This is a genomic window from Streptomyces sp. NBC_01275, assembly GCF_026340655.1.
Taxonomy (GTDB): Bacteria; Actinomycetota; Actinomycetes; order Streptomycetales; family Streptomycetaceae; genus Streptomyces.
Genome location: NZ_JAPEOZ010000001.1, coordinates 1,885,831 through 1,909,047 on the forward strand (window position 1 = coordinate 1,885,831; position 23,217 = coordinate 1,909,047).

Genomic DNA, 23,217 nt, shown 5'->3' on the forward strand with positions numbered 1-23,217 from the left:
CGGGCCCGTGACCGATCCAGCGACGCGCGTAGCGCTCCCCTGCCCCCCGGCCCTGCGCCGGGCGGCCCCCGCTCTCCTGGGGTACGCGGCCGTGCGCGCCCTCGGCCTGCTCGCGCTCGCCCTCGGGAGCGCCGCCCGCGACAAGAGCGCGTACACGCTGCTGACCGCCCGCTGGGACGCCCTGTGGTACACGAGGGTCGCCGAGCTCGGATACGGCTACGAGGTCCGCCTGCCGAACGGCGACGTCCACTCCAACCTGGCCTTCTTCCCGCTGCTGCCCTGGCTGGAGCGGCTGCTGCACGCGGTGACCCCGCTGTCGTACGCCGACGCCGGATTCGTCGTCTCCCTGCTCGCCTCGCTCGCCGCGGCCTGGGGGATCTTCGCGGTCGCGGATCACGTCTACGGGCGCCGGGCGGGCGTGTGCACGGTGCTCGTGTGGGCCGTGCTGCCCGTCGGGATCGTGCAGTCGATGGCGTACAGCGAGTCGCTGTTCACCGCGCTGGCCGCCTGGTCGCTGTACGCGGTGCTCACCGGCCGGTGGGTGACCGCGGGGCTGCTCGCCTCGTTGTCCGGTCTGACCCGGCCGGTGGGTCTCGCGGTGGTCGCGGCGGTGTGGACGGCGGGCGTGCTCTCGTTCTTCCCGAAGGGTTCCGTCTTCCGGAAGGGCTCGGTCTTCTCGAAGGGCTCGTTCGTGCGAACCCGCAGCGCGGCGCACGCGCCCGGCGCACGCACCCCTCTCAGCGCCCCGCTCCCGCCGCCGGACGCCTCTCCTCCGCGCGAACGCACGAGCGACAGCGCGCACCCCGCACGGCGCGCCCTCGGTCTCCTCCTCGCGCCCCTCGGTGCCGTCGGCTACGTCCTCTGGGTCGGGCACCGCACCGGCGAGGGCCCTCTCGGCTACCTCCACGTCCAGGCGGGCTGGCGCAACGGGTTCGACGGCGGCTACGCCTTCGCCCGCTTCGTCGCCGCCAAGTTCACGTCCTTCCCGTCGGCACTGGCCGGTCTGGCTCTGATAGTGGGCGTCGCCCTGCTGATCCGGCTGTACGTCGTCTGCGTACGGCAGCGCCAGCCGCTCCCCCTGCTGGTGTACGCCGGCGTGGTCCTCGCGCTCGCCCTGTGCGCGTCGAGCTACTTCGGCTCGAAACCGCGCCTGCTGCTCCCCGCGTTCCCCCTGCTGCTGCCCCCGGCCCTGGCCCTGGCCCGGCTGCGGACGTCCAGGTCGGCGCCGGTCGTGGCGTGCGTCGCGGTCGCCTCGGCCGTGTACGGCGCGTGGTGGCTGAACGGCTCCGGTCCCCCCTGACCCGCCCGACGACCGGACGACCCCGGCCATGATCGACTGGCCGCCCCCGGACCGGTCGGATAATGGCAGTCAATCTCCGGGTGAACTCATTCATAAGTTCCCTAAAACTATCCCTTGGAATGATCAAAGGAATTGAAGGGAAGCGTGTTCGAGGATTACCGATTCCGTAGGAATTAACGCCCTTCTGAGAGCAATCCCACATCACATCGTCATCACAAACCAGCGGAATCGGCCGGGTCCAGAGCTCACTCGCTGTAACGTCGTTTAGGTGCGTACCGAACGAAACCTCACCCGTCTGGACCGGGTGTTCGCCAGGCTCGACCGTGAGCCGGAACGACCGGCCCACATCGACGTGCCGAAGATGAGCAGGCACCGGGTCGCCCTGCTCTCCGCGACCCTGGCCTTCTATCTGGCGATCGTGTGGCTCATCGTGGTCACCTCGTGGCTGGTCCGCCTCGACTGGCAGGTCATGTTCTTCCGGCCGTACCAGCAGTGGCCGGAGATCCACGCGTTCCTCGACTACTACGTGGTCCTCGGCCAGCGCGGCCCGACCGCCGTGATGGTCGCGGCCTGGCTCGGCTGGAGATCCTGGCGTCAGCACACCCTGCGCCCGCTGCTGACCCTGGGCGCCTCGCTGCTGCTGCTGAACATCACCGTCGGCGCCGCCAAGCTCGGCATGGGCCGGCTCGGCCCCCACTACGCGACAACCATCGGCGCCAACGAGATGGGCCTGGGCGGCGATATATTCCCCAGCGGCCACACCGCCAACGCGGTCGTGACCTGGGGAATCCTGGCGTATCTGGCCTCCACCCCGAGAGCCCGGCGCTGGCTGTCCGCGGTCTCCGCGGTGGTCTCGCTCGGCGTCGGCCTCACCACCGTCTACCTCGGTACGCACTGGCTGAGCGACGTGGTGCTGGGCTGGGCGGCCGGCCTGCTGGTCCTGCTGGCCCTGCCCTGGTGCGAGCCGCTGATCGCCCGCGCCGAGGTCCGGATCCTCGACCTGCGCGACCGCTGGCGCGACCGCCGCACGGCCCCCTCCCCCGTCCTCGAACCGACGCGGGCGGGCAGCCCCGCACCGCCCGCCCCGGTCGCCGTGCCCGTCTCCTTCAAGCCGCGCACCGCACCCCAGGACGAGGAGGCCCCCGCGGCCCGCGAGACGGTCACGGCCGCCCGTTCGCCCCGTGCGCCGGCCTATCTCGCGCCGGGCCCGCACTCGGCCCGCTCCGAGCGCACCCCGGTCACCCCGATCGGCAGCCGCCGGCCGCCCCACTCCGACCGCCTCCCGCGCGGTACGACCGCCTCGGCGGCCCGCCCCCTCACCGGCGGCTGACCTCCCGAAACGGCGGGACCCCGGTACGCACAGCCCGGTCCCGCACGGCGAAGGCCCCGGTTCCTGATCCCAGGAACCGGGGCCTTCGTCGTGGTGCTCGTTCCGTTCAGCCCTTCCAGGCCCGCGCCACTCGCCCGGCCCGCACCTCGAAGTTCAGCCGCCCGAAGCGGTACTCCATGGTGACGATCGCCCCGGGCTCCAGCGAGCGCACGGACGACCACCCCCGTTCCCGGGCGAGACGCTCGGCCCGCTCGGCGTCGAGGCCGACATATCCGTCCGGACTGTCCTGGGGCTCCGCTGGCGGAGTGGGATTCGGTGCCATACCGCCACGCTAGGCCGCGAGCCGCCCGCCGGGAACCCCGAAGCGACGATGTGGATCACTCCGGTCACACTTCTGTCACAGGATCACGACACACGTTTCGGTCGAACTCCGTCACACGTACGAGCGGTTCCGGACTCCTTACGCAGGCCTTCCGCACACATTCGAACGCAATTTCCGCGTGTCGCGACGACGCTTCGAAAAACCCGCCGGAAAGCGCCCGAAGAACCGCCCCGGACGCCGTTCCATTCCGATTCCGGCGCCGGCCCGCGATAACTGACGCCTCATAGGAAATGCACGGCTTCCCCACACAACCTCCGCCGACCCCGACCGGTCCGCTCCGCCCTACGGCGGGTACGGCAGTTGCGGCACGTCGAAGCAGGTGTCCGTCATCTCCCCCTGCGAGACCCACCCCCTGCCGTCCTCCCAGCGCGCCACCGACAGACACGTCCGCCGGGTCCCCGGCGGCCGCGCCAGCCGCTCGAAGCGCACCGGGAGCAGCAGTCCGTCGGCGGTGAAGCCCTCGCTGTGGTCCATGAAGTCGTCGACGCACGCGCGCGTGACGCCGTCCCCGGCGCACGCCCTGGCCGCCTCCGTGAACCACATCGCGGCCGCCCACCCCTCCAGCTGCCACTGCGAGTGCGTCTTCAGGCCCGCGGTGGCCTCCCGGAACTCCCGTACGGCCGGCTGCGAGACGTCCTCGTAGTCGCGGCTCGATCCGGTCGCCCACAGGGCGTTGCGGCAGTTCGGGGAGTCCTTGTAGTCCTCGGGAACCGTGGACGTCCAGTTCTGTACGTTCGTCACCTTGGCGGTGACCTTCGCGCCCACCTCGTCCATCGCCTCGCACAGGCGCGCGTTGCCGTGCGTGTCGAGGGCGTCGAAGACCAGGTCGGCTCCCTGGTCCTTCAGGTCGGCCGCGGCGGCGCGGAAGTTCGGCAGCGCGAAGTCGACCTGCTCGCTGACGACCCGGTAGCCCTCGGCCTTCAGACCGCGTGCGACGAGCCGGGCGTAGGCGGCGGACGCGGCCTGGTTGTAGGAGACGACGGCGGCCGTACGGGCGCCCTGCTCGCGCTTGAAGTAGCGGTAGACCTCGGTGCCGCCGTACAGCAGCCCGTCCCAGCCCGGGGCGCCGGCGCGGGGCGCGAGGCTGCCGTAGACGCCGTACAGGTGCGGCCAGGTGTCGTAGGCGGCCCCGATGGGCTGTCCGCCGATGTCGGGCACGCGCGCGTGGGAGACACGGGAGGCACCCGCGTAGTCGAGGGCGGTGGTGGCGACCAGGGCGACGACCTTGTCCTCGTCGATCAGCCGGTGCACACAGGCGTTGTTCCCGACGCCGCTGCCGCCGTCGTCGCACAGCCGCACCTCGACCTGGCGGCCGTCGACGCCCCCGCGCGCGTCGAGCCGCTCGAAGTAGGCCCGCGCGCCGTCGCGGGGGCCGGTGAAGGCGCTGCCGCCGACGGGGCTGGTGGCGCTGGTGATGACGCCCACCCGGATCGCCGACCGCGCGGGAGCCCGGGTGGGCGCGAAGTCGCTCTCCGGGAGCCGGCTGCCGCAGGCCGCGCTCAGCAGGAGCAGCAGCGCCGCGGCGGCGGTCTCAGCAGCCCGGAGCCGCCGACGAGGCCGCATCTCCGCTCAACCGGACCAGCGCGCACAGTGTGTTGACGGACACCTTCCAGACGCCGTCCTGCTCGACGGCCGTCCCCGAAGCGCCCGGCAGGGCGGTCGCGCCGTTCAGCGTGAGGTCGTACGTCACGGTCGCCCCGGTCGGCCCGGTGAACTCGACCTTTTCGACCTTCGCCGCGACCTGTCCGCCGCGCTGGTCACCGCTGAACGCCTCCAGCACCGGGCCCATCTGCTCGCCGTTCTCCAGCAGGGCCTGCTTGTCCTCGGCGGAGGTGGCCGGGTCGAAGAACTTCACCCAGTTCTGCCGGATCCGCTGCTCGGCGGCCGCAGGGTCGGCGGGCGCGGTGCCGGACGCGGCGGCGCTCTTCGACGTCTGCGGGGCGGTGCCGGCCTCGGCGCCTCCGTTGCCGCCGCCGTCGCCGCACGCCGTGAGCGCCGGGGCGAGCACGAGGACGAGGACGGCCGCCAACGCGCCGCTCGCCCGCCGTGCGTTCCCCCGCCTGCGGTCGCTCCCGAGAACCATCTGGCTCACCACCGGGTGTCGGTCCGGGCCATGGCCGCCCGGTGCTTTCAGGGTCAGCTTCCAGAAGGCATAGTGCAAGTCCGTCGGCGAACCCGAAACTGCGGACAGGCGCATGCGCGAAGACCCGACCTGTGGGAGCCAGTGATGCGGACAGCGCGACTGCGGACCATGCAGCCCGTCCTGCGGACCACGCACCCCGTCCTGTGGGCCGGCTGGGCCGCGGTCGCCGTCGGCGCGGTGCTGTGCGCGGTCGGCTGGTACGGCGTCTCCGGCGAGCGCTACGCCGCCCGGCAGCTGCCCTACCTCGCCTCCTGCACGATCCCCGGCGCGGCGCTGCTCGTCGCCGGGGCGGTCCTGCTCACCTATGGCCGCACCGCCGTGGCCACCGCGCGCGTGGAGGAGCTGTACGGCCTGCTGGTGGCCGCCGATCCGGCGCCGCCGCAGGAGCCCGCGGCGAGCGCGCCCCTCGCGGTCAGCGGCGAGCTGCGGATGGTGCCCGGCGGCACGCTGTGGCACCGCGCGGACTGCCCGCTGGTCGCCGGGAAGGCGACCGCGGTGCCGGTGGACGGCACGCTGCTGGCGAGCGGCGACCTCGACCCGTGCCCCATCTGCGAGCCCGACCACGCCGACGGATGAGGGCCCTCTGATGTCCTCTCTCATGTCGTCCCTCACGTCCTCCCTCACCTACGACCTCACGCTCGCCGGTCTGTCGGTCGGCAGCGCCGCCGCGCTCACCGGGATCGGGCTGGTCGTCACCTACCGGGCGACCGGCGTGCTCAACTTCGCGCACGGCGCGATCGCCATGGTGTGCGCCTACGCGCTGCGCCAGTGCGTGGTGGTGTGGGGCTGGCCGCCATGGCTCGCCGCGGTCGTCGTGCTGCTGTTCCTCGCCCCGGCCGTCGGCGTCGTGCTGGAACGGTTCGTCTTCCGTCCGCTCGCGGTGCTCGGCGGCGACCCGGCGCAGACCCTGGTCGCCTCGATCGGGGTGTTCGTGCTGCTGGTGGGCGGAGCCGCGCTGGTGTGGGGGCAGGGGGCGCGGGACGACGCGCCGGAGCTCGCGCCGGCCGATCCCTGGGGGCAGTTGACGGTCGTCGTCGTGCTGGCGGCCGGGGTCGGCGCCGTGATCCGCCGGACCCGGTTCGGGCGGGAGCTGCGGGCCGTGGTCGACGACCGGGGGCTGGCCGTGCTCGGCGGGATCGACGCGGACCGGGTGGCCGCGGCGGGCTGGGCGTTCGGCTCGTTCACGGCCGGTCTGACGGGCGTTCTGCTCGCGCCGTACGTGCGCCTGGACCCGTACGGGCTGCCGTTGCTGGTGATGGAGGTCGTGGCGGTCGCGGTGGCGGCCCGGATGCGGAGCCTGCCGGTCGCGGTCGCGGCGGCGCTGGGCATCGGGATCGCGCAGGCCCAGCTGACGCGGCTGCATCCGACGGGCTGGGGCGCGCCGCTGCTCCAGGCGGTCGGCGCGAACCTCTTCGTCGTGGCCCTGCTGGTCGCCGCGCTCGTCCTGCCCGGCGTCGGCGCGCGCGACGCGCTGCCGCGCCCGGCCACCGCGCGCGTGCCGACTCCGCCGGGCGCGTGGATCGTGGCCGCGGCGCTGTTCCTGCTCCCGCTGGGCTTCGCGGGCTCCGATCTGCACACGTCGGTGCAGGTTCCCGCCCTGGGCGTGATCCTGCTGTCCCTGGTGGTGGTCTCCGGCCGCGGCGGCCAGATCTCCCTCGGGCAGACGGCGTACGCGGGCCTGGGCGCCCTGTTCACCGCCCTGCTGGCGGCCGGCCGCTTCCCGGGCCTGCCCCGGCTGCCGGAACTGGCCGCGCTGGCCGTGGCGGTGCTCCTGGTGGCCCCGCTGGGCCTGCTCACCGGCTGGCCCGCGATCGGCCGCCACGGCCTGGCCCTCGCCCTGGCGACCTTCGCGGTCGGCGTCGGCGTGAGCCGCTTCGTCTTCGCCCAGCCGTACGCCACCTCCGGACTCGCCCTCGGCCGCCCCGCCGGCTTCGACGGGGACCGCGCCTACTACGTCCTGGAGCTGACCCTGCTGGCGGTCGCGCTGGCGGCGACGCGGGCGCTGCGCCGGGGCCGTACGGGCCGCGCCCTGGCGGCGATGCGGGACCACGAGTCGGGCGCGTCGGCGGCGGGCGTGGCCGTCCCCTCCCTGAAGCTCCTGGCCTTCGTCGCGGGGGCCGCGCTGGCCGCCCTCGGCGGCGCCCTGCTCGGCATGGGCCTGCGAGCCTTCGACGCCACCGCGTACGACCCCGTCCGCGGCCTGCTGTGGTTCGCGGCGGTGACGGTCCTGGGCGCCGACAGCACCATGGGCGCACTGGCCGCCGCGGCCCTCCTGGTGGGCCTGGACGCGGGGGCCCGGGGCGGAGCGGCGGCGGCGCTGGTGGGGGTGCTGGCAGTACTGGTGGGACGGTTCCCGGGAGGGCCGTACGAAGCGGTACGGCGGGCGGCCGAGGGAGCGCGGGCCCGGCAGAAGGGGGTGCTCACGCCCTTGGGGGCGAGGGTGCGGGGGAGGTTGGCCGGGGCTGGAGTCGGGGCTGAGTGGGCCGGGGCTGGAGCAGAAGCGGGGGCTGGGGCTGGAGTCAGAGCGGAGGGGGACGCTACGGCGGCCACCGCGCCGACCGCGCCCGCACCACCGGTCCCACCGACCCCGCCGGTCCAACCGACCCCACCGACCCGGTTGCCTCGACCGACCACACGCCCAAGGCCGACCGCCCCCGTCCTGACCGCCCGTCGCCTCCACGCGCGCTACGACGGCTTCACCGCTCTCGACGGGGTCGATCTCGTCGTCGGGCCCGGTCGGGTCGCCGCCGTGGTCGGGCCCAACGGCGCCGGCAAGAGCACCCTGTTCGACTGCCTCGCCGGAACCCTGCGTCCCGCGCGCGGGCATGTGCTCCTCGGGGACCGGGACATCACCCGGCTCCCCGCCCACGCCCGCACCCGGCTCGGCATCGCGCGGACCTTCCAGCAACTGGCCGTGTTCCCGTCGCTGACGGTCGCCGAGAACGTCCGGGTGGGCGCCGAGCAGGGCCGGATCGCCGACCCTGAGGCCGTGGAGCGGGCGTTGGCGCTGTTCGGCCTCGACGGGCCGGTCCGGGCGCTGCCCGCCGCCGGGCTGCCCACCGGCACACTGCGCCGGGTCGAGCTGGCCCGGGCCTACGCGGGCGGCCCGCGCGTGCTGCTGCTGGACGAGCCCGCCGCCGGTCTCGACACCGCCGAAGTGACCGCGCTGGCCCGGGTCCTGGGCGCACTGGCCGCCGACGGCGCCGCCCTGCTCGTCGTCGAGCACGACCTCGACCTGGTCGCGGGCCTCGCCGACGTCGTGCACGTCATGGCGGCGGGCCGGATCATCGCGTCGGGCCCGCCCGACCGCGTCCTGGAAGCAGTGGACGGCCTCGACGGCCTGGATGGCAGGGACGGCAGGGACGGCAGGGAGACCCCCGCATGACGATCGCCCTACGGCACGCACGCGTGCGCTACGGCCCCCTGGAGGCCCTGCACGGCGTCACCCTCGCCGCCCCCTCCCCCGGCCTCACCGTCCTGCTGGGCCGCAACGGCTCCGGCCGTACGACGGTGCTGCGGGCGCTCGCCGGGGCGGTGCCGCTGTCCGGGGGCGCGGTGGTGTGGGACGGGACGGAGGTGACGAGGATGCCCGCGTTCGAGCGGGCGCGGCGCGGGCTGTGCCTGGTTCCCGAGCGGCGGGCGGTGTTCGGCTCGCTGACCGTGCGGGAGAACCTCGAACTGGCGGGTCCCGACTGCGACTCCGTCCTGGCGGCCTACCCGCAGCTGCGGCCGCTGCTCGCCCGCCGCGCCGGCACGCTCTCCGGCGGTGAGCAGCGGATGCTCGCCCTCTCCCGCGCCCTGCGGGCACACGCGCGCGTGGTGCTCGTCGACGAGCCCGCGCAGGGCATGTCCCCGGCGGTCGCCGCCCGGACCTACGACCTGCTGGCCTCGCTCGACGCGTGCGTGGTCGTCGCCGAGCAGCGGCTGCCGCCCGCGCTGCGCGGCCGTAGGGCCTTCGTGCACGAACTGCGGCGCGGCGCGGTCGTGTTCAGCGGCGAGGCGGGCGAGTGGGCGGCCCGGGCGGGGCGCCCGTCACCGCGGGGCGGCCGGTGACAGCGGGGCCCCACCGTCACAGGCCGCCAGGCGCGGCCCGGGCCGCCCGGTCCGCTCAGAGTGCGAGGCGTTGTCCGGGCATGATCAGGTCGGGGTCACCGCCGATGACGGCCTGGTTGGCGGCGTAGATCCGCTGCCAGGTGGTCCCGTGCCGGGCCGCGATGGTGCTGAGGGTGTCGCCCGCGCGGACGGTGTAGTCGCCCCGGGAGCTGCCGTGCGAGGAACCCGACGTCGACGGATTCGACTTCGCGGGGCTCGACTTGGACGGGCTCGACTTCGAGGAGGTCGACTTCGAGGAGGTCGACCTGGACGGGGTCGACTTCGACGGGCTCGACTTGGTGGAGACCGGGTTCTCGGCGGAGCCCGAGCCGGCCGAGGGCGCGCTGCCGGAGGCTCCGGCGCGGGCCGAGCAGGTCGGCCACGCACCCCACCCCTGGGACTGCTGGACCTTGGTGGCGACGGATATCTGCTGCGCCCTGGTGGCCTGGTCGGCGGTGGACGCGTAGGCGCCGCCCCCGAACGCGCGCCAGGTGCCGGCGGAGAACTGCAGTCCGCCGTAGTAGCCGTTGCCGGTGTTGATGTGCCAGTTGCCGCCGCTCTCGCACTGGGCGATGCGGTCCCACACCCCGCTGTCAGCCGCCGCTGCGTTGCCGGACGCGGCCAGCAGCCCGAGGGGCGCGAGCAGCGCCGCCCCGGCGAGGACCGCCGTCGTACGCGACTTACGGGTGCGGTTATCGGCACATTCGGACATGAAGATCCCTCTCTACGGACCCGGGCCTCCCCCAAGGCGGGGCGCTTCCCACGCGTCGACGCGGGTGTCGCGCTCCACCCCGTCCGCCGGCGGTGGTGCTGCGCGTCGTCTGACTCTGCGTCTGACTCCGTGCGGCCGGCGGACGTACCCGAGCGGTGCTCGCTGCACACGGCGGAGCAATCTAGGGAGCCTGACGAGTCGTTATCAACCAACTCCCTGTTTCCGCAGACCAGTTGAGGGTTACCGTAGGTAGCGGCGAATTCTGGCCACCTATTTCATGCACCCATTTCCTGATTTGTCGACCATCACTCGAAGCACCCTGTGAGTCAGCTCACGGAATCAACCTCCGTAACCTCCCCGTTACTTGACATGGAGTGTCTGATTCCGCACCCAAAGTGACCGCCTGCGCTCGACGGTTCGATTCCGTCAGCCGTGCAGCGTGACTCCCGCCACAGCTCGCCCGTTGTCTCCTGCATGAGCCGGGGACCCTCCCGGCCCCGCCCACGCACCGCCTTCCGAGGGAGTCACCCGTGCCGCGCATGCTCGACGTCAGCGACGAGGTACGTGCCGAGATCGGCGACGAAGAAGCCGACCGGCTGCTCGCCGGAGAGAACGCCCCGGGCAGTTACGACTGCACGTCCTGCCGCACCCCGGGCGACTCCGAGCACGAGCGCACCAGCACCGTCCTGTTCATCGGGGACGAGACCGCCGTCCTCGCCTTCGCCCACGCCACCTGTCTGCCCTCGCAGATCGTCCAGGTCACCGAGGAGCAGCTGCAGGGCGCGGTCCGCTCGATCAGCGGCGACACGGTCGACCTGGACCCCGACAAGGTCGTGCCCGAGCAGGCCGTGCTCGGCGTGACCAGCGGACTCATCCTGATCGCCGGGGAGTTGCACCCGGCCCTGGTCGTCGAGCCGACCGCGCCCATCGTGCGGCCCGGCGCGACCGGCGCCGGCGACGACTTCCTGCCACTGCTCATCGAGCAGGGCTTCATGCCGCTGTCCGAGCTGTCCGAGGTGCCGCCGGTGCAGCACGGCTGGTCCGTGCTGCTGGCGATGGGGCAGCTGCACGCGGTGCTCCAGCCGTCGGCGAACGGCGGGCAGCCGGTCGCCTGGTGGCAGGCGCACCAGCCGCTCCAGGTGACGGAGGGGTGGCGGGCCGCCGCCAACAAGCACCAGCAGGTGCTGATGTTCGCCGCGCCGGTGGGCTCCATCGGGCGTCAGCCCCGGGAGGACCTGCTGCGCGACGCACTGGACAAGGCCGCCGCCAACGGGCAGTTGGTCGGGGCCGCGATGCCCCTCGCCGGAACCTGAGCGCACCTCGGAACAGATCCCAGGACAGATCCCAGGACAGGTCTCAGGACCTGTCCCAGGACGGGCGGGCCGTCCAGCCGCATCCCATCCCGTGCAGGGTCGTTTGGACATACGTGCACACCTACGACGTTCCCCGCCGCCAGGCCTACCAGCCGATCCCGTCCGCGCGACCGGCTCAGGATCCCCAGGGCGGCCCATCGGCCACGCCGATCTACGACGCGCTCTACGCCGAGTACGTCAAGACGTTCCGCTCGCTGCCGGGCGACCGCAGCGGCGAGGACGACCTGGGGTTCACCGCTTTCGGGAACATCCCGCACCCCACGGGCTCGTACAACGGCCACCGGCCGGGGTCGTTCAGCAGCTCGTACAGCGCCTACAGCGCGGGCGCGCAGAGCGCACGGCACGGGACCGGACAGCAGTCGCAGTGGCAGCGGGTCGGGCAGATCGGCCAGCAGCACACGCCCACCACGATGGTCCCGGTCCCGGCGGCGCTCCCGCCGGGCCGAAGGGGCTTCTGAGCCCGGCCGGTTCCTGACCCGGCCGGGCCGACACGGCTGGAGGGCGGCGCCCCCCGCGGGCGCCGCCCTCCAGCCGTCTGTCGTCTGTCGTGTCGCTTCCTGCTCGGCTACTTCTTCTTGTTGCCGCGCTTCTCGCGCACCCGCACCGAGATATGGATCGGCGTGCCCTCGAAGCCGAACTCCTCGCGCAGCCGGCGCTCGATGAAGCGCCGGTAGCCCGCCTCGATGAAGCCGGAGGCGAAGAGCACGAACCGCGGCGGCTTGGTGCCGGCCTGGGTGCCGAAGAGGATGCGCGGCTGCTTGCCGCCCCGGACGGGGTGCGGGTGGGCGGCGACCAGCTCGCCGAGGAAGGCGTTGAGGCGGCCCGTCGGGACGCGGGTCTCCCAGCCGGCCAGGGCGGTCTCGATCGCCGGGACCAGCTTCTCCATATGGCGGCCGGTGCGCGCCGAGACGTTCACCCGGGGCGCCCAGGCGACCTGGGCGAACTCGGTCTCGATCTCCCGCTCCAGGTAGTAGCGGCGCTCCTCGTCGAGGGTGTCCCACTTGTTGTAGGCGATGACGAGGGCGCGGCCCGCGTCCACCGCCATGGTGACGATGCGCTGGTCCTGGACCGAGATGGACTCCGAGGCGTCGACCAGGATGACCGCCACCTCGGCCTTCTCGACGGCGGCCGCGGTGCGCAGCGAGGCGTAGTAGTCGGCGCCCTGCTGGAGGTGGACGCGCTTGCGGATGCCTGCCGTGTCGACGAACTTCCAGATCACGCCGCCGAGTTCGATCAGCTCGTCGACCGGGTCGCGGGTGGTGCCCGCGATCTCGTTGACGACGACCCGCTCCTCGTTCGCCACCTTGTTCAGCAGCGAGGACTTTCCGACGTTCGGACGGCCGATCAGGGCGATGCGGCGCGGGCCGCCGGTCACCGTGCCGAAGGTCTGCTCGGGGGCCTCCGGCAGCGCCTCCAGGACGGCGTCCAGCATGTCGCCGGTGCCGCGGCCGTGCAGGGCGGAGACCGGGTGCGGCTCGCCGAGGCCCAGGGACCACAGGTAGGCCGCGTCGGCCTCGGCGCTCGGGCCGTCGACCTTGTTGGCGGCCAGCACGACCGGCTTGCCGGCCTTGCGCAGCAGCCGGACGACGGCCTCGTCGGTGTCGGTCGCGCCGACCTTGGCGTCGACGACGAACACGACGGCGTCGGCGGCCTCGATCGCGTACTCGGCCTGCGCGGCCACGGAGGCGTCGATGCCGAGCACGTCCTGCTCCCAGCCGCCGGTGTCGACGACCTTGAAGCGGCGGCCCGCCCACTCGGCCTCGTAGGTGACGCGGTCACGGGTGACGCCGGGCTTGTCCTCGACGACGGCCTCGCGGCGGCCGATGATCCGGTTCACCAGGGTCGACTTGCCGACGTTCGGACGGCCGACGACGGCGAGCACGGGCAGCGGCCCGTGCCCGGCGGCCTCGATCGCGCCCTCGACGTCCTCGACGTCGAAGCCCTCTACGGCGGCGAGCTCCATGAACTCCGCGTACTCGGCGTCGCCGAGCGCCCCGTGATCGTGCTCGTGCTCGGCCGAGCCGTCGGGCTGGATGTGGTCGTTCATGAAGTCCGTACCTCGTAGTTCATCGTGGTGATCGGTGGACAACCTGACAGGTTCCAGGTGATCCACTACTAAGTGTCGCCCAGCGCCCGTGAGGACGCCCGGCGTTTTACCGGCGGCCGGTGAGCCGCCTGGCGTTCTCCAGGTGTGCGGAGAGCTGCTTCTGAATGCGTTCGGTGGCCTCGTCCAGCGCCTTGCGGGTCCGCCGTCCGCTGCCGTCGCCCGCGTCGAACGGGTCGCCGAAGACGACGTCGACCCGGGAGCGCAGCGGGGGCAGCGCCTTTATCAACCGTCCGCGCCGCTCGGAGCTTCCCAGCACGGCCACGGGGACGATCGGCGCCCCGCTGCGTACGGCGAAGTAGGCGAGCCCCGCGCGCAGGGCGGCGAAATCGCCCTCGCCCCGGGAGCCCTCCGGGAAGATCCCGAGGACCCCGCCGTTCTGCAGCACGCCCAGCGCGCGGGTGATCGCCGTGCGGTCGGTGCTGTCGCGGTCGACCTTGATCTGGCCGACGCGGTTCATGAACGGGCCGAGCGGTCCGACGAACGCCTCCTTCTTGACCAGGAAGTGCGACGCACGGGGCGCCACACCGATGACCATCGGGCCGTCGACGTTGTGCGAGTGGTTGACCGCGAGGATCACCGGCCCGTTCACGGGCACCCGCCAGGCGCCCAGCACACGCGGCTTCCACAGCCCGTACATCAGGCCGACGCCGATGCGCCGTCCCACCTCCGCGCCCCTCTCCGAGGGCAGTTCGCTCACTTTCCGGCCCGCTTCTCCTCGACGAGGGTGACGACGCACTCGATGACCTGCGCCAGCGTCAGCTCGGTGGTGTCCACCTCGACGGCGTCGTCCGCCTTGGCCAGGGGGGAGGTCTTGCGGGAGGAGTCGGCCGTGTCCCGCTTGATCAGCGCCTCCCGGGTGGCCTGCACGTCCGCGCCGTTCAGCTCGCCGCTGCGGCGGGCCGCGCGGGCCTCCGGGGAGGCGGTGAGGAAGATCTTCAGGTCGGCGTCGGGAAGGACGGTCGTGCCGATGTCCCGGCCCTCGACGACGATGCCCAGCTCCGCGGAGGCCGCCAGCGAGCGCTGCAGCTCGGTGATCCGGGCCCGCACCTCCGCCACCGCGCTCACCGCGCTGACCTTGGAGGTCACGTCCTGGGTGCGGATCGGACCGGCCACGTCGACGCCGTCGACCTCGATCGTCGGGTTCGCCGGGTCGGTGCCGGAGACGATCTCCGGCTTCCCGGCGACGGCGGCGATCGCCGTGGGGTCGTCGATGTCGATCCCGTTGCTCACCATCCACCACGTGATCGCCCGGTACTGGGCGCCGGTGTCCAGGTAGCTCAGCCCGAGCTGGCCGGCCACGGCCTTGGACGTGCTCGACTTGCCCGTGCCGGAGGGGCCGTCGATGGCGACAATCACGGGCTGGGCGGCGCCGTTTTCCACGGGGGGACACCTTCCTGGTGCGAGGCGGTGGATGTGCGGGGCGCGATCGCGCCCCGCACAAGGTTACCGGGCACAGCTCACTCGTCTGGCCGCGCGTCGACGGCACGGCGCCTCTCGACGCCGGTTCGGATGACTCGGCCTGGGAACGGCAGCCCCCGGCGACGCCCACACCGGCGCCGGGCACCCGGGAAAACGCGGCTACTGCCGAATCGCCCACCCTCGCTCACCCAACGCCGCCGACAACACCGCCGCCGACTTCGGCTCGACCATCAACTGCACCAGCCCCGCCTGCTGCCCCGTCGCATGCTCGATGCGCACGTCCTCGATGTTGACCCCGGCCCGCCCCGCGTCCGCGAAGATCCGGGCCAGCTGCCCCGGCTGGTCGTCGATCAGCACCGCGACGACCTCGTACACCCGCGGAGCCGTCCCGTGCTTGCCGGGGACCCGGACCTGTCCGGCGTTGCCCCGGCGCAGGACGTCCTCGACCCCGTCGGCCCCCGCGCGGCGCTTGGCCTCGTCGGAGGACTGCAGGGCGCGCAGCGCCTGGACGGTCTCCTCCAGGTCGCCGGCGACGTCGGTGAGCAGGTCGGCGACCGGCCCGGGGTTCGCGGACAGGATGTCGATCCACATCCGGGGGTCGGACGCGGCGATCCGGGTCACGTCCCGGATGCCCTGCCCGCACAGCCGTACGGCGGCCTCCTCGGCGTGCTCCAGGCGCGCGGCGACCATGCTGGAGACCAGATGGGGCATGTGGGAGACCAGGGCGACCGCACGGTCGTGGGCGTCGGCGTCCATCACGACCGGCACGGCCCGGCAGTGCGAGACCAGCTCCAGGCCGAGGTTCAGCACCTCGGTGTCGGTGTCCCGGGTGGGGGTGAGGACCCAGGGTCGGCCCTCGAACAGATCGCCGGTGGCGGCCAGCGGCCCGGACTTCTCCCGACCGGACATGGGGTGCGTGCCGAGGTACGCCGACAGGTCGAGGCCGAGCGCCTCCAGCTCACGGCGCGGGCCGCCCTTGACGCTGGCCACGTCGAGGTAGCCGCGGGCCACGCCCCTGCGCATGGCGTCGGCGAGCACCGCGGCCACATGGGCGGGCGGGGCGGCGACGATCGCGAGGTCCACGGGGCCGTCGGGGGCCTCGTCGGCGCCGGCGCCGAGCGCGGCCGCCGTACGGGCCTGTCCGGGGTCGTGGTCCTCCAGATGGACGACGACGCCCCGCTGGACGAGGGCCAGGGCGGCCGATGTGCCGATGAGCCCGGTTCCGATGACGAGGGCGGTCCTCACTGGGCGATGTCCTTGCGCAGTGCGGCGGCGGCGCCGAGGTAGACATGGCTGATGTCGGCCCGCGGCCGGTCGGACTCGATGTGCGCGAGGATCCGTACGACGCGCGGCAGGGCGCCCTCGATGTCGAGTTCCTGCGCGCAGATCAGCGGCACGTCGACGATGCCCAGCTTGCGGGCCGCGGCCGCCGGGAAGTCGCTGTGCAGGTCGGGCGTGGCCGTGAACCAGATGCTGATCAGGTCGTCGGCGCTGAGGGAGTTCCGCTCCAGGACGGCGGTGAGCAGCGCGCCGACCTGCTCGTCCATGTGGCCGGCCTCGTCCCTCTCCAGCTGGACGGCTCCCCGGACCGCTCGTACCGCCACGGCGCTGCTCCTTGCTGATATACGGCTCTTGGTGCATCCAGCGTAGTCAGCCCGCGTCGGACCGGTGCGCGCCGCCCGCCCGCTGAGACGGGGACGCCGAGGCGACACCGCGGAGACGCCGAGGGGGCGCCGAGGGGGGACGCTGAGGCGACGCCGAGACGGAAACACCCCCGTACGCCCCCTTTACGCCGGGTGCGGCCTGCGCTCTCATGTCAATCTGACGGCAGGACACCCGCCTCTCGGGGAAGGCCCGGCATGAAGCGTCCAGGACCCCTGCTCACCCTTCTCGCGGGACTGGTGCTCGGCCTGTTCCTGCTGACGCTCAACGCGACGACGGGGACGAAGAACGCGGCCTCGTCCACCGTGTCGCAGTCCCCGGCCCCGTCGCCGAAGACCAGCGCCCCGCCGTCCCCCACGCCCTCGCCCTCCCGCACCTCGGTTCCCGACGCCGACTACGCCGGCCGCACCAAGGACGACTCGGCCGCGATCGCCGTGTCCCTGCGCGACGGCAAGGCGATCGCGTACTTCTGCGACGGGCACACCAAGGAGTCCTGGCTGAAGGGCGACGTCGAGGACGACGGCGCCCTGCGGCTCACCGGGAAGGACGGCGCGCGGCTGGACGGCACGCTCGAGGAGGGCAGGCGGATCAGCGGCACGGTCGACGTCGGCGGCACGCACCAGGCGTTCACCGCGGACAGGGCGAAGAAGCCGTCCGGGCTGTGGCGGGCGACGGCCACCGTGCGCTCCGCGAAGATCGACGGCGGCTGGATCATCCTCAAGGACGGCACCCAGGTGGGCATCGTCACCCGCGACGGCGAACCCTCGCCCGCGCCCCGCATCGACCCCGAGACCGGCGCGGTGACGGTCGACGGACAGCAGCTCACGGCCCGCCCCGCGACCCCCTGACCCCCTGTCCCCCTCGACCCCCTGACCTCCTTTTCCCAGGGAGCCACCATGACCGTCGACCCGAACGCCGCCACCCAGAGCTTCCCGCCCTCGCGCCCCGCGCCGGCGCCCCACCCCGCCCGATACCTCGTCCCGGCCCTGGTCGCGGCCGCGGTGGCGGTGGCCCTCGGGGTGTACGGCAAGGTCCACGACCCGGCCGGCACCGCCTTCAATCTGGCCGGCTTCAGCAGCACGGGCGCGGTGAAGTCCTGGCTGGCGACGGCCGCGGTCTTCTTCGCGCTGGTCCAGGTCGTCTCGGCCCTGATGCTCTACGGGAAGCTGCCGGGCCCGAGCTGGTCCGGGACGCTGCACCGCTGGTCCGGCCGTGCGGCCTTTCTGATCACGGTCCCGGTTGCGGTGCACTGTCTGTACGCGCTTGGCTATCAGACATATGAAACGCGCGTTGTGTGGCACTCCGTCCTGGGCTGCTTCTTCTTCGGCGCCTTCAGCGCCAAGATGCTGCTGCTGCGCTGGGAGCGGCTCCCGGGATGGCTGCTGCCGATCGTCGGCGGACTCGTCTTCGCCGTGCTCACGATCATCTGGCTCACTTCCGCCCTCTGGTTCTTCCGCACGTTCGGAGTGACGACATGACCCTCCCCGCGAAACGGCGCACGGTTCTCCTGGCGACGGGCGGCGCGGCAGCGGCGCTCGCCGCGGGGTGCAGCAACTACGGCGGCGACAGCTCCTCGTCGTCCTCGTCCGAGGACTCCCCGAAGGCCTCCGCCGGAGAGGAACTGGCGAAGACGGCCGACATCCCGGTCGGCGGCGGCAAGATCTTCAAGGACCAGAAGGTGGTCGTCACGCAGCCGGCGAAGGACGACTTCAAGGCCTTCTCCGCGGTCTGCACCCACCAGGGCTGCACGGTCGGCAGCGTCGCCGACGGCACGATCAACTGTCCCTGCCACAAGAGCAAGTTCCGCATCGCCGACGGCTCCGTCGCGGGCGGCCCGGCCCCCAGCCCGCTGCCGGCCGAGCAGATCACGGTGCAGGGCGGCACCATCAAACTGGCGTGACCGCCGCCCCCACCCTGCCCGCTAGTCCCACAGCGCCCCCAGCGTCACCAGCTCCCCCTGGTACTCGATCCGGTCCGCCCACGCCGTGGGCCAGGCGTCCGCCCCGGCGTACGCGCCCGCGAACGCGCCCGCCAGACAGGCGAGGGAGTCGGAGTCGCCGGAGGAGCAGGCGGCCCGGCGCAGGACGGTCACCGGCTCGTCGGGGAAGAGCAGGAAGCACAGCAGCCCGGTCGCCAGGGCCTCCTCGGCGATCCACCCCGCCCCCGTGGCCAGACACGGGTCGGTCTCGGGCGAGGGGTCCCGCAGCGCGTCCTCGAGGCGGTCCAGGACGCCCAGGCACTCGTCCCAGCCGCGCGCGATGAACTCCTCCGGGGTCGCGTCGTGGCTGCGCGTCCACAGGTCGCCGAGCCAGCGGTGGTAGTACCGGGTGCGGCTGTCACGGGCGTACGACCGCAGCAGCCCGACCAGCCCGGCGGGCTCGGCGCCCTGCGCGAGCAGCCGTACGGCGTGCGCGGTGAGGTCGGAGGCGGCGAGCGCGGTGGGGTGCCCGTGGGTGAGGCCGGACTGGAGCTGGGCGGCGCCGGCGCGCTGCTCGTCGCTGAGGCCGGGAGCGAGGCCGAGGGGCGCGACGCGCATATTGGCGCCGCAGCCCTTGGAGCCGATCTGGCTGGCGTCCTGCCAGAGGCGCCTGTCGTCCTCCAGCAGCTCGCAGGCGGTCAGGCAGGTCCGTCCGGGCGCCCGGTTGTTGTCCGGCGACCGGTACCAGTCCACGAACTCCTTGCGCAGCGGCCGCGCCAGCCCCTCCGGGACCAGCAGCCCCCGGTCCATGGCCGTACGCATGGCCCGTCCCAGCGCCAGCGTCATCTGTGTGTCGTCGGAGACGAAGGCCCGGTTGGGCAGTTCCATCTGCCGCCACGGCCCGCACTTGGCGAGGATCGAGGGGATGTCGTTGAACTCGGTCGGAAAGCCGAGCGCGTCCCCCAGCGCGAGGCCCAGCAGGGCCCCCGTCGCGGCGCGCTTCTTGACGGTGGTCGTGGCGGTCATGCGGATCGTCCTTCCCGGGGCGGTCGCAGCAGAGGCGGATGGAGCGCGGCGGCGGCGCCGGCGCGGTAGAGAGCGGCCGGTTTGCCGCGTCCGCCGGTGAGGCGGGCGGCGCCGGGAACGGGCTCGACGAAGCCCGGGGTGGCGAGGACCTTGCGGCGGAAGTTGGGACGGTCGAGCCCGGTGCCCCACACCGTCTCGTAGACCTGCTGGAGCTCGCCGAGGGTGAACTCGGGCAGGCAGAAGGCGGTGGCGAGGCAGGTGTACTCGAACTTGGCGCCGACCCGGTCGTGGGCGTCGGCCAGGATCCGGTCGTGGTCGAAGGCGAGCGGCGCCGCGTCGTCGTACGGCAGCCAGCGGGCCTGGGCCGCGTCGCCGCCGCCGTGCGGCTCGGGCGCGTCGGGCAGCAGCGCGGCGAAGGCGACCGAGACGACCCGCATGCGGGGGTCGCGGCCGGGCTCGCTGTAGGTGCGCAGCTGCTCCAGGTGGAGGCCGGAGACGTCCGTGAGGCCGGTCTCCTCGGCCAGCTCGCGGCGGGCGGCCGTCTCCGCGGACTCGTCGGGCCGCACAAAGCCCCCGGGCAGCGCCCAGCAGCCGGCGTACGGCTGCTGACCGCGCTCGACGAGCAGGACGTGGAGGGCGCCTTCGCGCAGGGTCAGGACGGCGAGGTCGACGGTGACGGCGAAGGGCTCGTGGGCGTGCTTGTCGTAGCCCTTCACGACCGCACCCCCTTTTTATAGTCATCACGACTATAAAAAGGGGGTGCGGTCCAGCACAAGCCTTCGGCGGCGGTCAATACCACCAACTGCCCCTGGAAAACGACTCCTGGAGATCCGCCCTAGAGATCGACTCCTAGAGATCGGCCCTTAGGGATCGCCCCTTAGAGATCGCTCTTTAGAGATCGACCTCGTTCATCAGCATGCCGACCTCGGTGTTGGACAGCCGGCGCAGCCAGCCCGACTTCTGGTCGCCCAGGGTGATCGGGCCGAAGCCGGTGCGCACCAGCTTGTCGACCGGGAAGCCGGCCTCCGCCAGCATCCGGCGCACGATGTGCTTGCGCCCCTCGTGCAGGGTCACCTCGACCAGGTAGTTCTTGCCGGTCTGCTCGACGACGCGGAAGTGGTCGGCGCGCGCGTAGCCGTCCTCCAGCTCGATGCCGTCCTTCAGCCGCTTGCCCAGGTCGCGCGGGACCGGGCCCACGATGTGCGCGAGGTAGGTCTTCTTCACGCCGTACCGGGGGTGGGACAACCGGTGCGCCAGCTCGCCGTGGTTGGTGAGCAGGATGACGCCCTCGGTCTCGGTGTCGAGCCGCCCCACGTGGAAGAGCCGCGTCTCCCGGTTGGTCACGTAGTCGCCGAGGCACTGACGTCCCTCGGTGTCCTCCATCGTCGAGACGACGCCGGCCGGCTTGTTCAGCGAGAAGAACTGGTACGACTGGGTGGCGACGGTCAGACCGTCGACCCTGACCTCGTCCTTCTGCGGGTCGACCCGCTTGCCCTGCTCGAGCACGATCTCGCCGTTGACCTCGACCCGCGCCTGCTCGATCAGCTCCTCGCAGGCGCGCCGGGAGCCGTAGCCGGCACGCGCGAGGATCTTCTGCAGCCGCTCGCCCTCCTGCTCGGCGCCCGGGAAGGTCTTGGGCGGCTTGACGTCCTTCTTGCCCGCGTACCGCTCGCGGTTGCGCTCCTCGGCCCGCGCCTCGTACTCGCGGGAGGTCGCCGGGACCGAACGGCCGCGCCCGGTGCCCTGCCCCTGCTTGGGGCCGCCCTTGGCGCCGCCGCGCGCGGACGCGCCGCGCCCGGACTTCGGGCCCTCGTGGGTCCCGCTCGGCCCTACGTCGTAGCGGCGCTCCTCGGGACGGGGCTTGCCCGGGCGCTTCGGCCTGTCGTCGCGCCCTCCGCCGCCCTTCGGCTGGGAGCCGCCTCCACCGGTTCCCCGGGGCTTGCCGCGCCCGCTGTTCCTGCCATTGCCGCTGCCACTGCTTCGCATCAAAGTTCCGTCGTCGTCGTGTCGTCTGCATCTGCGTCCGGTGCGTCCGGATCGAACGACGGGACCCCTTCCAGCGTCTCGGCCTCGATCGCCTCCGCCTCGGGGAGAAAGGGCGCGAGCTCCGGGAGCTCGTCCAGGCCTCGCAGGCCCATCCGCTCCAGAAAGTAGTTCGTCGTCCTATACAGGATCGCACCTGTTTCGCGTTCCGCGCCCGCCTCCTCGACGAGACCGCGCTGGAGCAGGGTCCGCATCACGCCGTCGCAGTTCACTCCGCGCACCGCGGAGACCCTGCTACGGCTCACCGGCTGACGGTAGGCGACGACCGCCAGCGTCTCCAGCGCCGCCTGGGTGAGCCGGGCCTGCTGGCCGTCCAGCACGAAGCCCTCGACGGCCGCCGCGTACTCGGGCCGGGTGTAGAACCGCCAGCCGCCCGCGACGGGCCTGAGCTCGAAACCGCGCCGCTGCACGGTGTACTCGTCGGCCAGCTCCCGCAGGGCGTCCGCGATCTGCCGCCGGGGCCGCTGGAGGATCTTCGCGAGGTGGTCCTCGGTCGCGGGCTCGTCCACGACCATGAGCACGGCCTCCAGGGCCGGCTTGAGATCGAGATCGGCGACGGTCTGCTCATTCACGCTTCTTCTCCTCCTCCGGCCTCTCGGGCTCCTCGGGCGGGCGGTCGAACTCGTCGGTGACCCTGGGCTGCGCGTCCCCGTCCCCACCGGTCCACCGCACCAGCAGCTCCCCCAGCGCGATCTCCTGGTCCAGCGCGACGGCCTTCTCCCGGTACAGCTCCAACAGCGCCAGAAAGCGCGCTACGACGGTGAGGGTGTCGTCGGTGTCCGCCACCAGCGTGCGGAAGCTGGCCTGCCCGAGCCGCCGCAGCCGTGCGACGACGATCCCGGCCTGCTCCTGCACGCTCACCAGCGGCGCGTGGATGTGGTCGACGTACACCTGCGGCTTGGCCCTGGGCTGCATCGCCTTCACGGCGAGCTTCGCGAAGCCCTCCGCGCCGATGCTGATGACGACCTCGGGCAGCAGCTCGGCGTGGTGCGGTTCGAGGCCGACGGTACGCGGGTAGCGGCGGGCCTCCGCGTCGAGCTTCGCGGTGAAGACGTCGGCGACCTGTTTGTACGCGCGGTACTGGAGCAGCCGGGCGAACAGCAGGTCTCGGGCCTCGAGCAGCGCCAGGTCGGCCTCGTCCTCGACCTCGGCGGCGGGCAGCAGCCGGGCCGCCTTGAGATCGAGCAGCGTGGCGGCCACGACGAGGAACTCGGTCGTCTGGTCCAGGTCCCAGTCCGGGCCCATCGCCCTGATGTGCGCCATGAACTCGTCGGTGACCTTCGACAGTGCGACCTCGGTGACGTCCAGCTTGTGCTTGGAGATCAGCTGGAGGAGCAGATCGAAGGGCCCCTCGAAGTTGGCGAGCCGGACCTTGAAGACCCCGTCATTCGGCTCGCGGGGCTCACGTGGCCCACAGGGCTCGGCGACGGCGATGGGGGCCGTGGCCACGGGCTCCGGATCGGTGGACTCCGGAGCGGCGGATTTCGGAGCGGCGGATTTCGGAGCAGAGGATTCCGGAGCAGAGGATTCCGGAACGACAGGTTCCGGCACCGCCGGCGCCGTGTCCGGCACTTCCGGCACCCCGTCCGGGACGGGAACCGGCGATGCCCCCGGCCCCCTCCCCAGCGCACGGCGACGGCCGCCGCCTGCGCCGGAGGCGGGACCGGGGCCGGGAACGTCGTTCGAGGTCATGGCCCCCGCAGGCTACCG

General features: G+C 72.9%; 24 protein-coding genes and 2 pseudogenes. 11 read left to right on the plus strand and 15 right to left on the minus strand.

Translation table 11 applies throughout. From position 1 onward, the window contains the following. Positions 1-7 precede the first annotated feature (7 nt). Both OG562_RS08050 and OG562_RS08055 read left to right on the plus strand, forming a co-directional pair. Positions 8-1,300 carry a mannosyltransferase family protein gene (locus OG562_RS08050; protein WP_266395355.1) on the plus strand — a complete coding sequence of 431 codons (1,293 nt, stop codon included), beginning with the start codon at positions 8-10 and terminating at the stop codon, positions 1,298-1,300. Positions 1,301-1,568: 268 nt separating this feature from the next. After that, a complete protein-coding gene (locus tag OG562_RS08055) occupies positions 1,569-2,630 on the plus strand; it encodes a phosphatase PAP2 family protein (RefSeq protein WP_266395357.1) in 1,062 nt (353 codons plus the stop codon). Positions 2,631-2,736: 106 nt separating this feature from the next. Here OG562_RS08055 and OG562_RS08060 read toward each other — a convergent pair whose 3' ends face one another. The 3 genes from OG562_RS08060 to OG562_RS08070 form a co-directional block, all read right to left on the minus strand. Further along, positions 2,737-2,952 (minus strand): I78 family peptidase inhibitor, encoded by a 216-nt coding sequence (locus OG562_RS08060; protein ID WP_266395359.1) that lies wholly within the window; start codon positions 2,950-2,952, stop codon positions 2,737-2,739. A 342-nt stretch (positions 2,953-3,294) separates the two neighbouring features. Further along, entirely contained in the window at positions 3,295-4,575 is a 1,281-nt protein-coding gene (locus tag OG562_RS08065; RefSeq protein WP_266395361.1) for an ABC transporter substrate-binding protein, read from the minus strand. Then, on the minus strand, positions 4,544-5,095 hold the full coding sequence (locus tag OG562_RS08070; RefSeq protein ID WP_266395363.1) for a hypothetical protein: 552 nt from the start codon (positions 5,093-5,095) through the stop codon (positions 4,544-4,546). The genes OG562_RS08065 and OG562_RS08070 overlap by 32 nt, the downstream gene beginning before the upstream one ends. Positions 5,096-5,239: 144 nt before the next feature. Between OG562_RS08070 and OG562_RS08075 the strand changes: the two genes are divergently transcribed. Genes OG562_RS08075 through OG562_RS08085 form a run of 3 tightly spaced genes read left to right on the plus strand, consistent with a single transcriptional unit; the run spans position 5,240 to position 9,208 of the window. Continuing rightward, positions 5,240-5,731: a hypothetical protein gene (locus OG562_RS08075; RefSeq protein WP_266395365.1), complete on the plus strand. Its 492-nt coding sequence runs from the start codon at positions 5,240-5,242 to the stop codon at positions 5,729-5,731. Positions 5,732-5,741: 10 nt separating this feature from the next. Next, positions 5,742-8,540, plus strand: a complete 2,799-nt coding sequence (locus tag OG562_RS08080; RefSeq protein ID WP_266395367.1) for an ATP-binding cassette domain-containing protein — start codon at positions 5,742-5,744, stop codon at positions 8,538-8,540. Then, complete coding sequence (locus OG562_RS08085; RefSeq protein WP_266395370.1) at positions 8,537-9,208, plus strand: ABC transporter ATP-binding protein; 672 nt, start codon at positions 8,537-8,539, stop codon at positions 9,206-9,208. Before OG562_RS08080 ends, OG562_RS08085 begins: the two co-directional genes overlap by 4 nt. A 55-nt stretch (positions 9,209-9,263) precedes the next feature. On the opposite strand, the pseudogene OG562_RS46210 reads toward OG562_RS08085, so the two are convergent. Then, positions 9,264-9,392 (minus strand): annotated as a pseudogene (locus tag OG562_RS46210) (LysM domain-containing protein); the annotation flags it as partial. A gap of 76 nt (positions 9,393-9,468) precedes the next feature. On the opposite strand from OG562_RS46210, the gene OG562_RS46215 reads away from it, so the two are divergent. Further along, positions 9,469-9,714, plus strand: coding sequence for a hypothetical protein (locus OG562_RS46215; RefSeq protein ID WP_353962849.1), 246 nt, complete (start codon positions 9,469-9,471; stop codon positions 9,712-9,714). Here the strand turns inward: OG562_RS46215 and OG562_RS46220 are convergent. Further along, positions 9,630-9,959: pseudogene (locus tag OG562_RS46220) on the minus strand (transglycosylase family protein); the annotation flags it as partial. The gene OG562_RS46215 and the pseudogene OG562_RS46220 overlap by 85 nt on opposite strands. 530 nt (positions 9,960-10,489) lie before the next feature. Here OG562_RS46220 and OG562_RS08095 point away from each other — a divergent pair. Continuing rightward, complete coding sequence (locus tag OG562_RS08095; RefSeq protein ID WP_266395376.1) at positions 10,490-11,272, plus strand: hypothetical protein; 783 nt, start codon at positions 10,490-10,492, stop codon at positions 11,270-11,272. A gap of 113 nt (positions 11,273-11,385) precedes the next feature. Next, positions 11,386-11,790, plus strand: a complete 405-nt coding sequence (locus tag OG562_RS08100; RefSeq protein ID WP_266395378.1) for a hypothetical protein — start codon at positions 11,386-11,388, stop codon at positions 11,788-11,790. A gap of 107 nt (positions 11,791-11,897) precedes the next feature. Here the strand turns inward: OG562_RS08100 and der are convergent, their stop codons facing one another. From der to aroH, 5 genes are all read right to left on the minus strand, one after another. Beyond that, entirely contained in the window at positions 11,898-13,379 is a 1,482-nt protein-coding gene (gene der, locus OG562_RS08105; RefSeq protein ID WP_266395381.1) for a ribosome biogenesis GTPase Der, read from the minus strand. A 106-nt stretch (positions 13,380-13,485) separates the two neighbouring features. Continuing rightward, positions 13,486-14,136, minus strand: coding sequence for a 1-acyl-sn-glycerol-3-phosphate acyltransferase (locus tag OG562_RS08110; protein ID WP_266395383.1), 651 nt, complete (start codon positions 14,134-14,136; stop codon positions 13,486-13,488). Further along, entirely contained in the window at positions 14,133-14,819 is a 687-nt protein-coding gene (gene cmk, locus OG562_RS08115; protein WP_266395386.1) for a (d)CMP kinase, read from the minus strand. Before cmk ends, OG562_RS08110 begins: the two co-directional genes overlap by 4 nt. 198 nt (positions 14,820-15,017) lie before the next feature. Beyond that, a complete protein-coding gene (locus tag OG562_RS08120; protein WP_266395389.1) occupies positions 15,018-16,103 on the minus strand; it encodes a prephenate dehydrogenase in 1,086 nt (361 codons plus the stop codon). Next, positions 16,100-16,462 (minus strand): chorismate mutase, encoded by a 363-nt coding sequence (gene aroH, locus OG562_RS08125; protein ID WP_266395392.1) that lies wholly within the window; start codon positions 16,460-16,462, stop codon positions 16,100-16,102. Before aroH ends, OG562_RS08120 begins: the two co-directional genes overlap by 4 nt. Positions 16,463-16,717: 255 nt before the next feature. On the opposite strand from aroH, the gene OG562_RS08130 reads away from it, so the two are divergent. The 3 genes from OG562_RS08130 to OG562_RS08140 are packed head-to-tail and all read left to right on the plus strand — an operon-like array spanning position 16,718 to position 18,420. Further along, on the plus strand, positions 16,718-17,368 hold the full coding sequence (locus OG562_RS08130) for a hypothetical protein (RefSeq protein WP_266395394.1): 651 nt from the start codon (positions 16,718-16,720) through the stop codon (positions 17,366-17,368). A gap of 48 nt (positions 17,369-17,416) precedes the next feature. Next, positions 17,417-17,998 (plus strand): DUF6529 family protein, encoded by a 582-nt coding sequence (locus tag OG562_RS08135; protein WP_266395397.1) that lies wholly within the window; start codon positions 17,417-17,419, stop codon positions 17,996-17,998. Beyond that, positions 17,995-18,420 (plus strand): Rieske (2Fe-2S) protein, encoded by a 426-nt coding sequence (locus tag OG562_RS08140; RefSeq protein ID WP_266395399.1) that lies wholly within the window; start codon positions 17,995-17,997, stop codon positions 18,418-18,420. The genes OG562_RS08135 and OG562_RS08140 overlap by 4 nt, the downstream gene beginning before the upstream one ends. Positions 18,421-18,441: 21 nt before the next feature. Here the strand turns inward: OG562_RS08140 and OG562_RS08145 are convergent, their stop codons facing one another. The 5 genes from OG562_RS08145 to OG562_RS08165 all read right to left on the minus strand — a co-directional run bounded on the left by OG562_RS08145 (position 18,442) and on the right by OG562_RS08165 (position 23,199). After that, a complete protein-coding gene (locus OG562_RS08145; RefSeq protein WP_266395401.1) occupies positions 18,442-19,464 on the minus strand; it encodes an ADP-ribosylglycohydrolase family protein in 1,023 nt (340 codons plus the stop codon). Further along, positions 19,461-20,180: an NUDIX domain-containing protein gene (locus OG562_RS08150; RefSeq protein ID WP_266395403.1), complete on the minus strand. Its 720-nt coding sequence runs from the start codon at positions 20,178-20,180 to the stop codon at positions 19,461-19,463. Before OG562_RS08150 ends, OG562_RS08145 begins: the two co-directional genes overlap by 4 nt. A gap of 175 nt (positions 20,181-20,355) precedes the next feature. Then, positions 20,356-21,450 (minus strand): pseudouridine synthase, encoded by a 1,095-nt coding sequence (locus tag OG562_RS08155; protein WP_266395405.1) that lies wholly within the window; start codon positions 21,448-21,450, stop codon positions 20,356-20,358. Beyond that, the gene (gene scpB / locus OG562_RS08160; RefSeq protein WP_266395407.1) at positions 21,450-22,079 is read right to left on the minus strand and encodes an SMC-Scp complex subunit ScpB; all 630 of its coding nucleotides are present in this window, start codon (positions 22,077-22,079) and stop codon (positions 21,450-21,452) included. The genes OG562_RS08155 and scpB overlap by 1 nt, the downstream gene beginning before the upstream one ends. Next, positions 22,072-23,199 carry a ScpA family protein gene (locus OG562_RS08165; protein ID WP_266395409.1) on the minus strand — a complete coding sequence of 376 codons (1,128 nt, stop codon included), beginning with the start codon at positions 23,197-23,199 and terminating at the stop codon, positions 22,072-22,074. Before OG562_RS08165 ends, scpB begins: the two co-directional genes overlap by 8 nt. Positions 23,200-23,217 lie beyond the last annotated feature (18 nt).

Coding starts and splice junctions, on each gene's coding strand:
- OG562_RS08060 (WP_266395359.1), bottom strand. CDS start 2,952: ATGGCACCGAATCCCACTCCGCCAGCGGAGCCCCAGGACAGTCCGGAC.
- OG562_RS08065 (WP_266395361.1), bottom strand. CDS start 4,575: ATGCGGCCTCGTCGGCGGCTCCGGGCTGCTGAGACCGCCGCCGCGGCG.
- OG562_RS08070 (WP_266395363.1), bottom strand. CDS start 5,095: ATGGTTCTCGGGAGCGACCGCAGGCGGGGGAACGCACGGCGGGCGAGC.
- OG562_RS08075 (WP_266395365.1), top strand. CDS start 5,240: ATGCGGACAGCGCGACTGCGGACCATGCAGCCCGTCCTGCGGACCACG.
- OG562_RS08080 (WP_266395367.1), top strand. CDS start 5,742: ATGTCCTCTCTCATGTCGTCCCTCACGTCCTCCCTCACCTACGACCTC.
- OG562_RS08085 (WP_266395370.1), top strand. CDS start 8,537: ATGACGATCGCCCTACGGCACGCACGCGTGCGCTACGGCCCCCTGGAG.
- der (WP_266395381.1), bottom strand. CDS start 13,379: ATGAACGACCACATCCAGCCCGACGGCTCGGCCGAGCACGAGCACGAT.
- OG562_RS08130 (WP_266395394.1), top strand. CDS start 16,718: ATGAAGCGTCCAGGACCCCTGCTCACCCTTCTCGCGGGACTGGTGCTC.
- OG562_RS08135 (WP_266395397.1), top strand. CDS start 17,417: ATGACCGTCGACCCGAACGCCGCCACCCAGAGCTTCCCGCCCTCGCGC.
- OG562_RS08140 (WP_266395399.1), top strand. CDS start 17,995: ATGACCCTCCCCGCGAAACGGCGCACGGTTCTCCTGGCGACGGGCGGC.
- OG562_RS08145 (WP_266395401.1), bottom strand. CDS start 19,464: ATGACCGCCACGACCACCGTCAAGAAGCGCGCCGCGACGGGGGCCCTG.
- OG562_RS08155 (WP_266395405.1), bottom strand. CDS start 21,450: ATGCGAAGCAGTGGCAGCGGCAATGGCAGGAACAGCGGGCGCGGCAAG.
- OG562_RS08165 (WP_266395409.1), bottom strand. CDS start 23,199: ATGACCTCGAACGACGTTCCCGGCCCCGGTCCCGCCTCCGGCGCAGGC.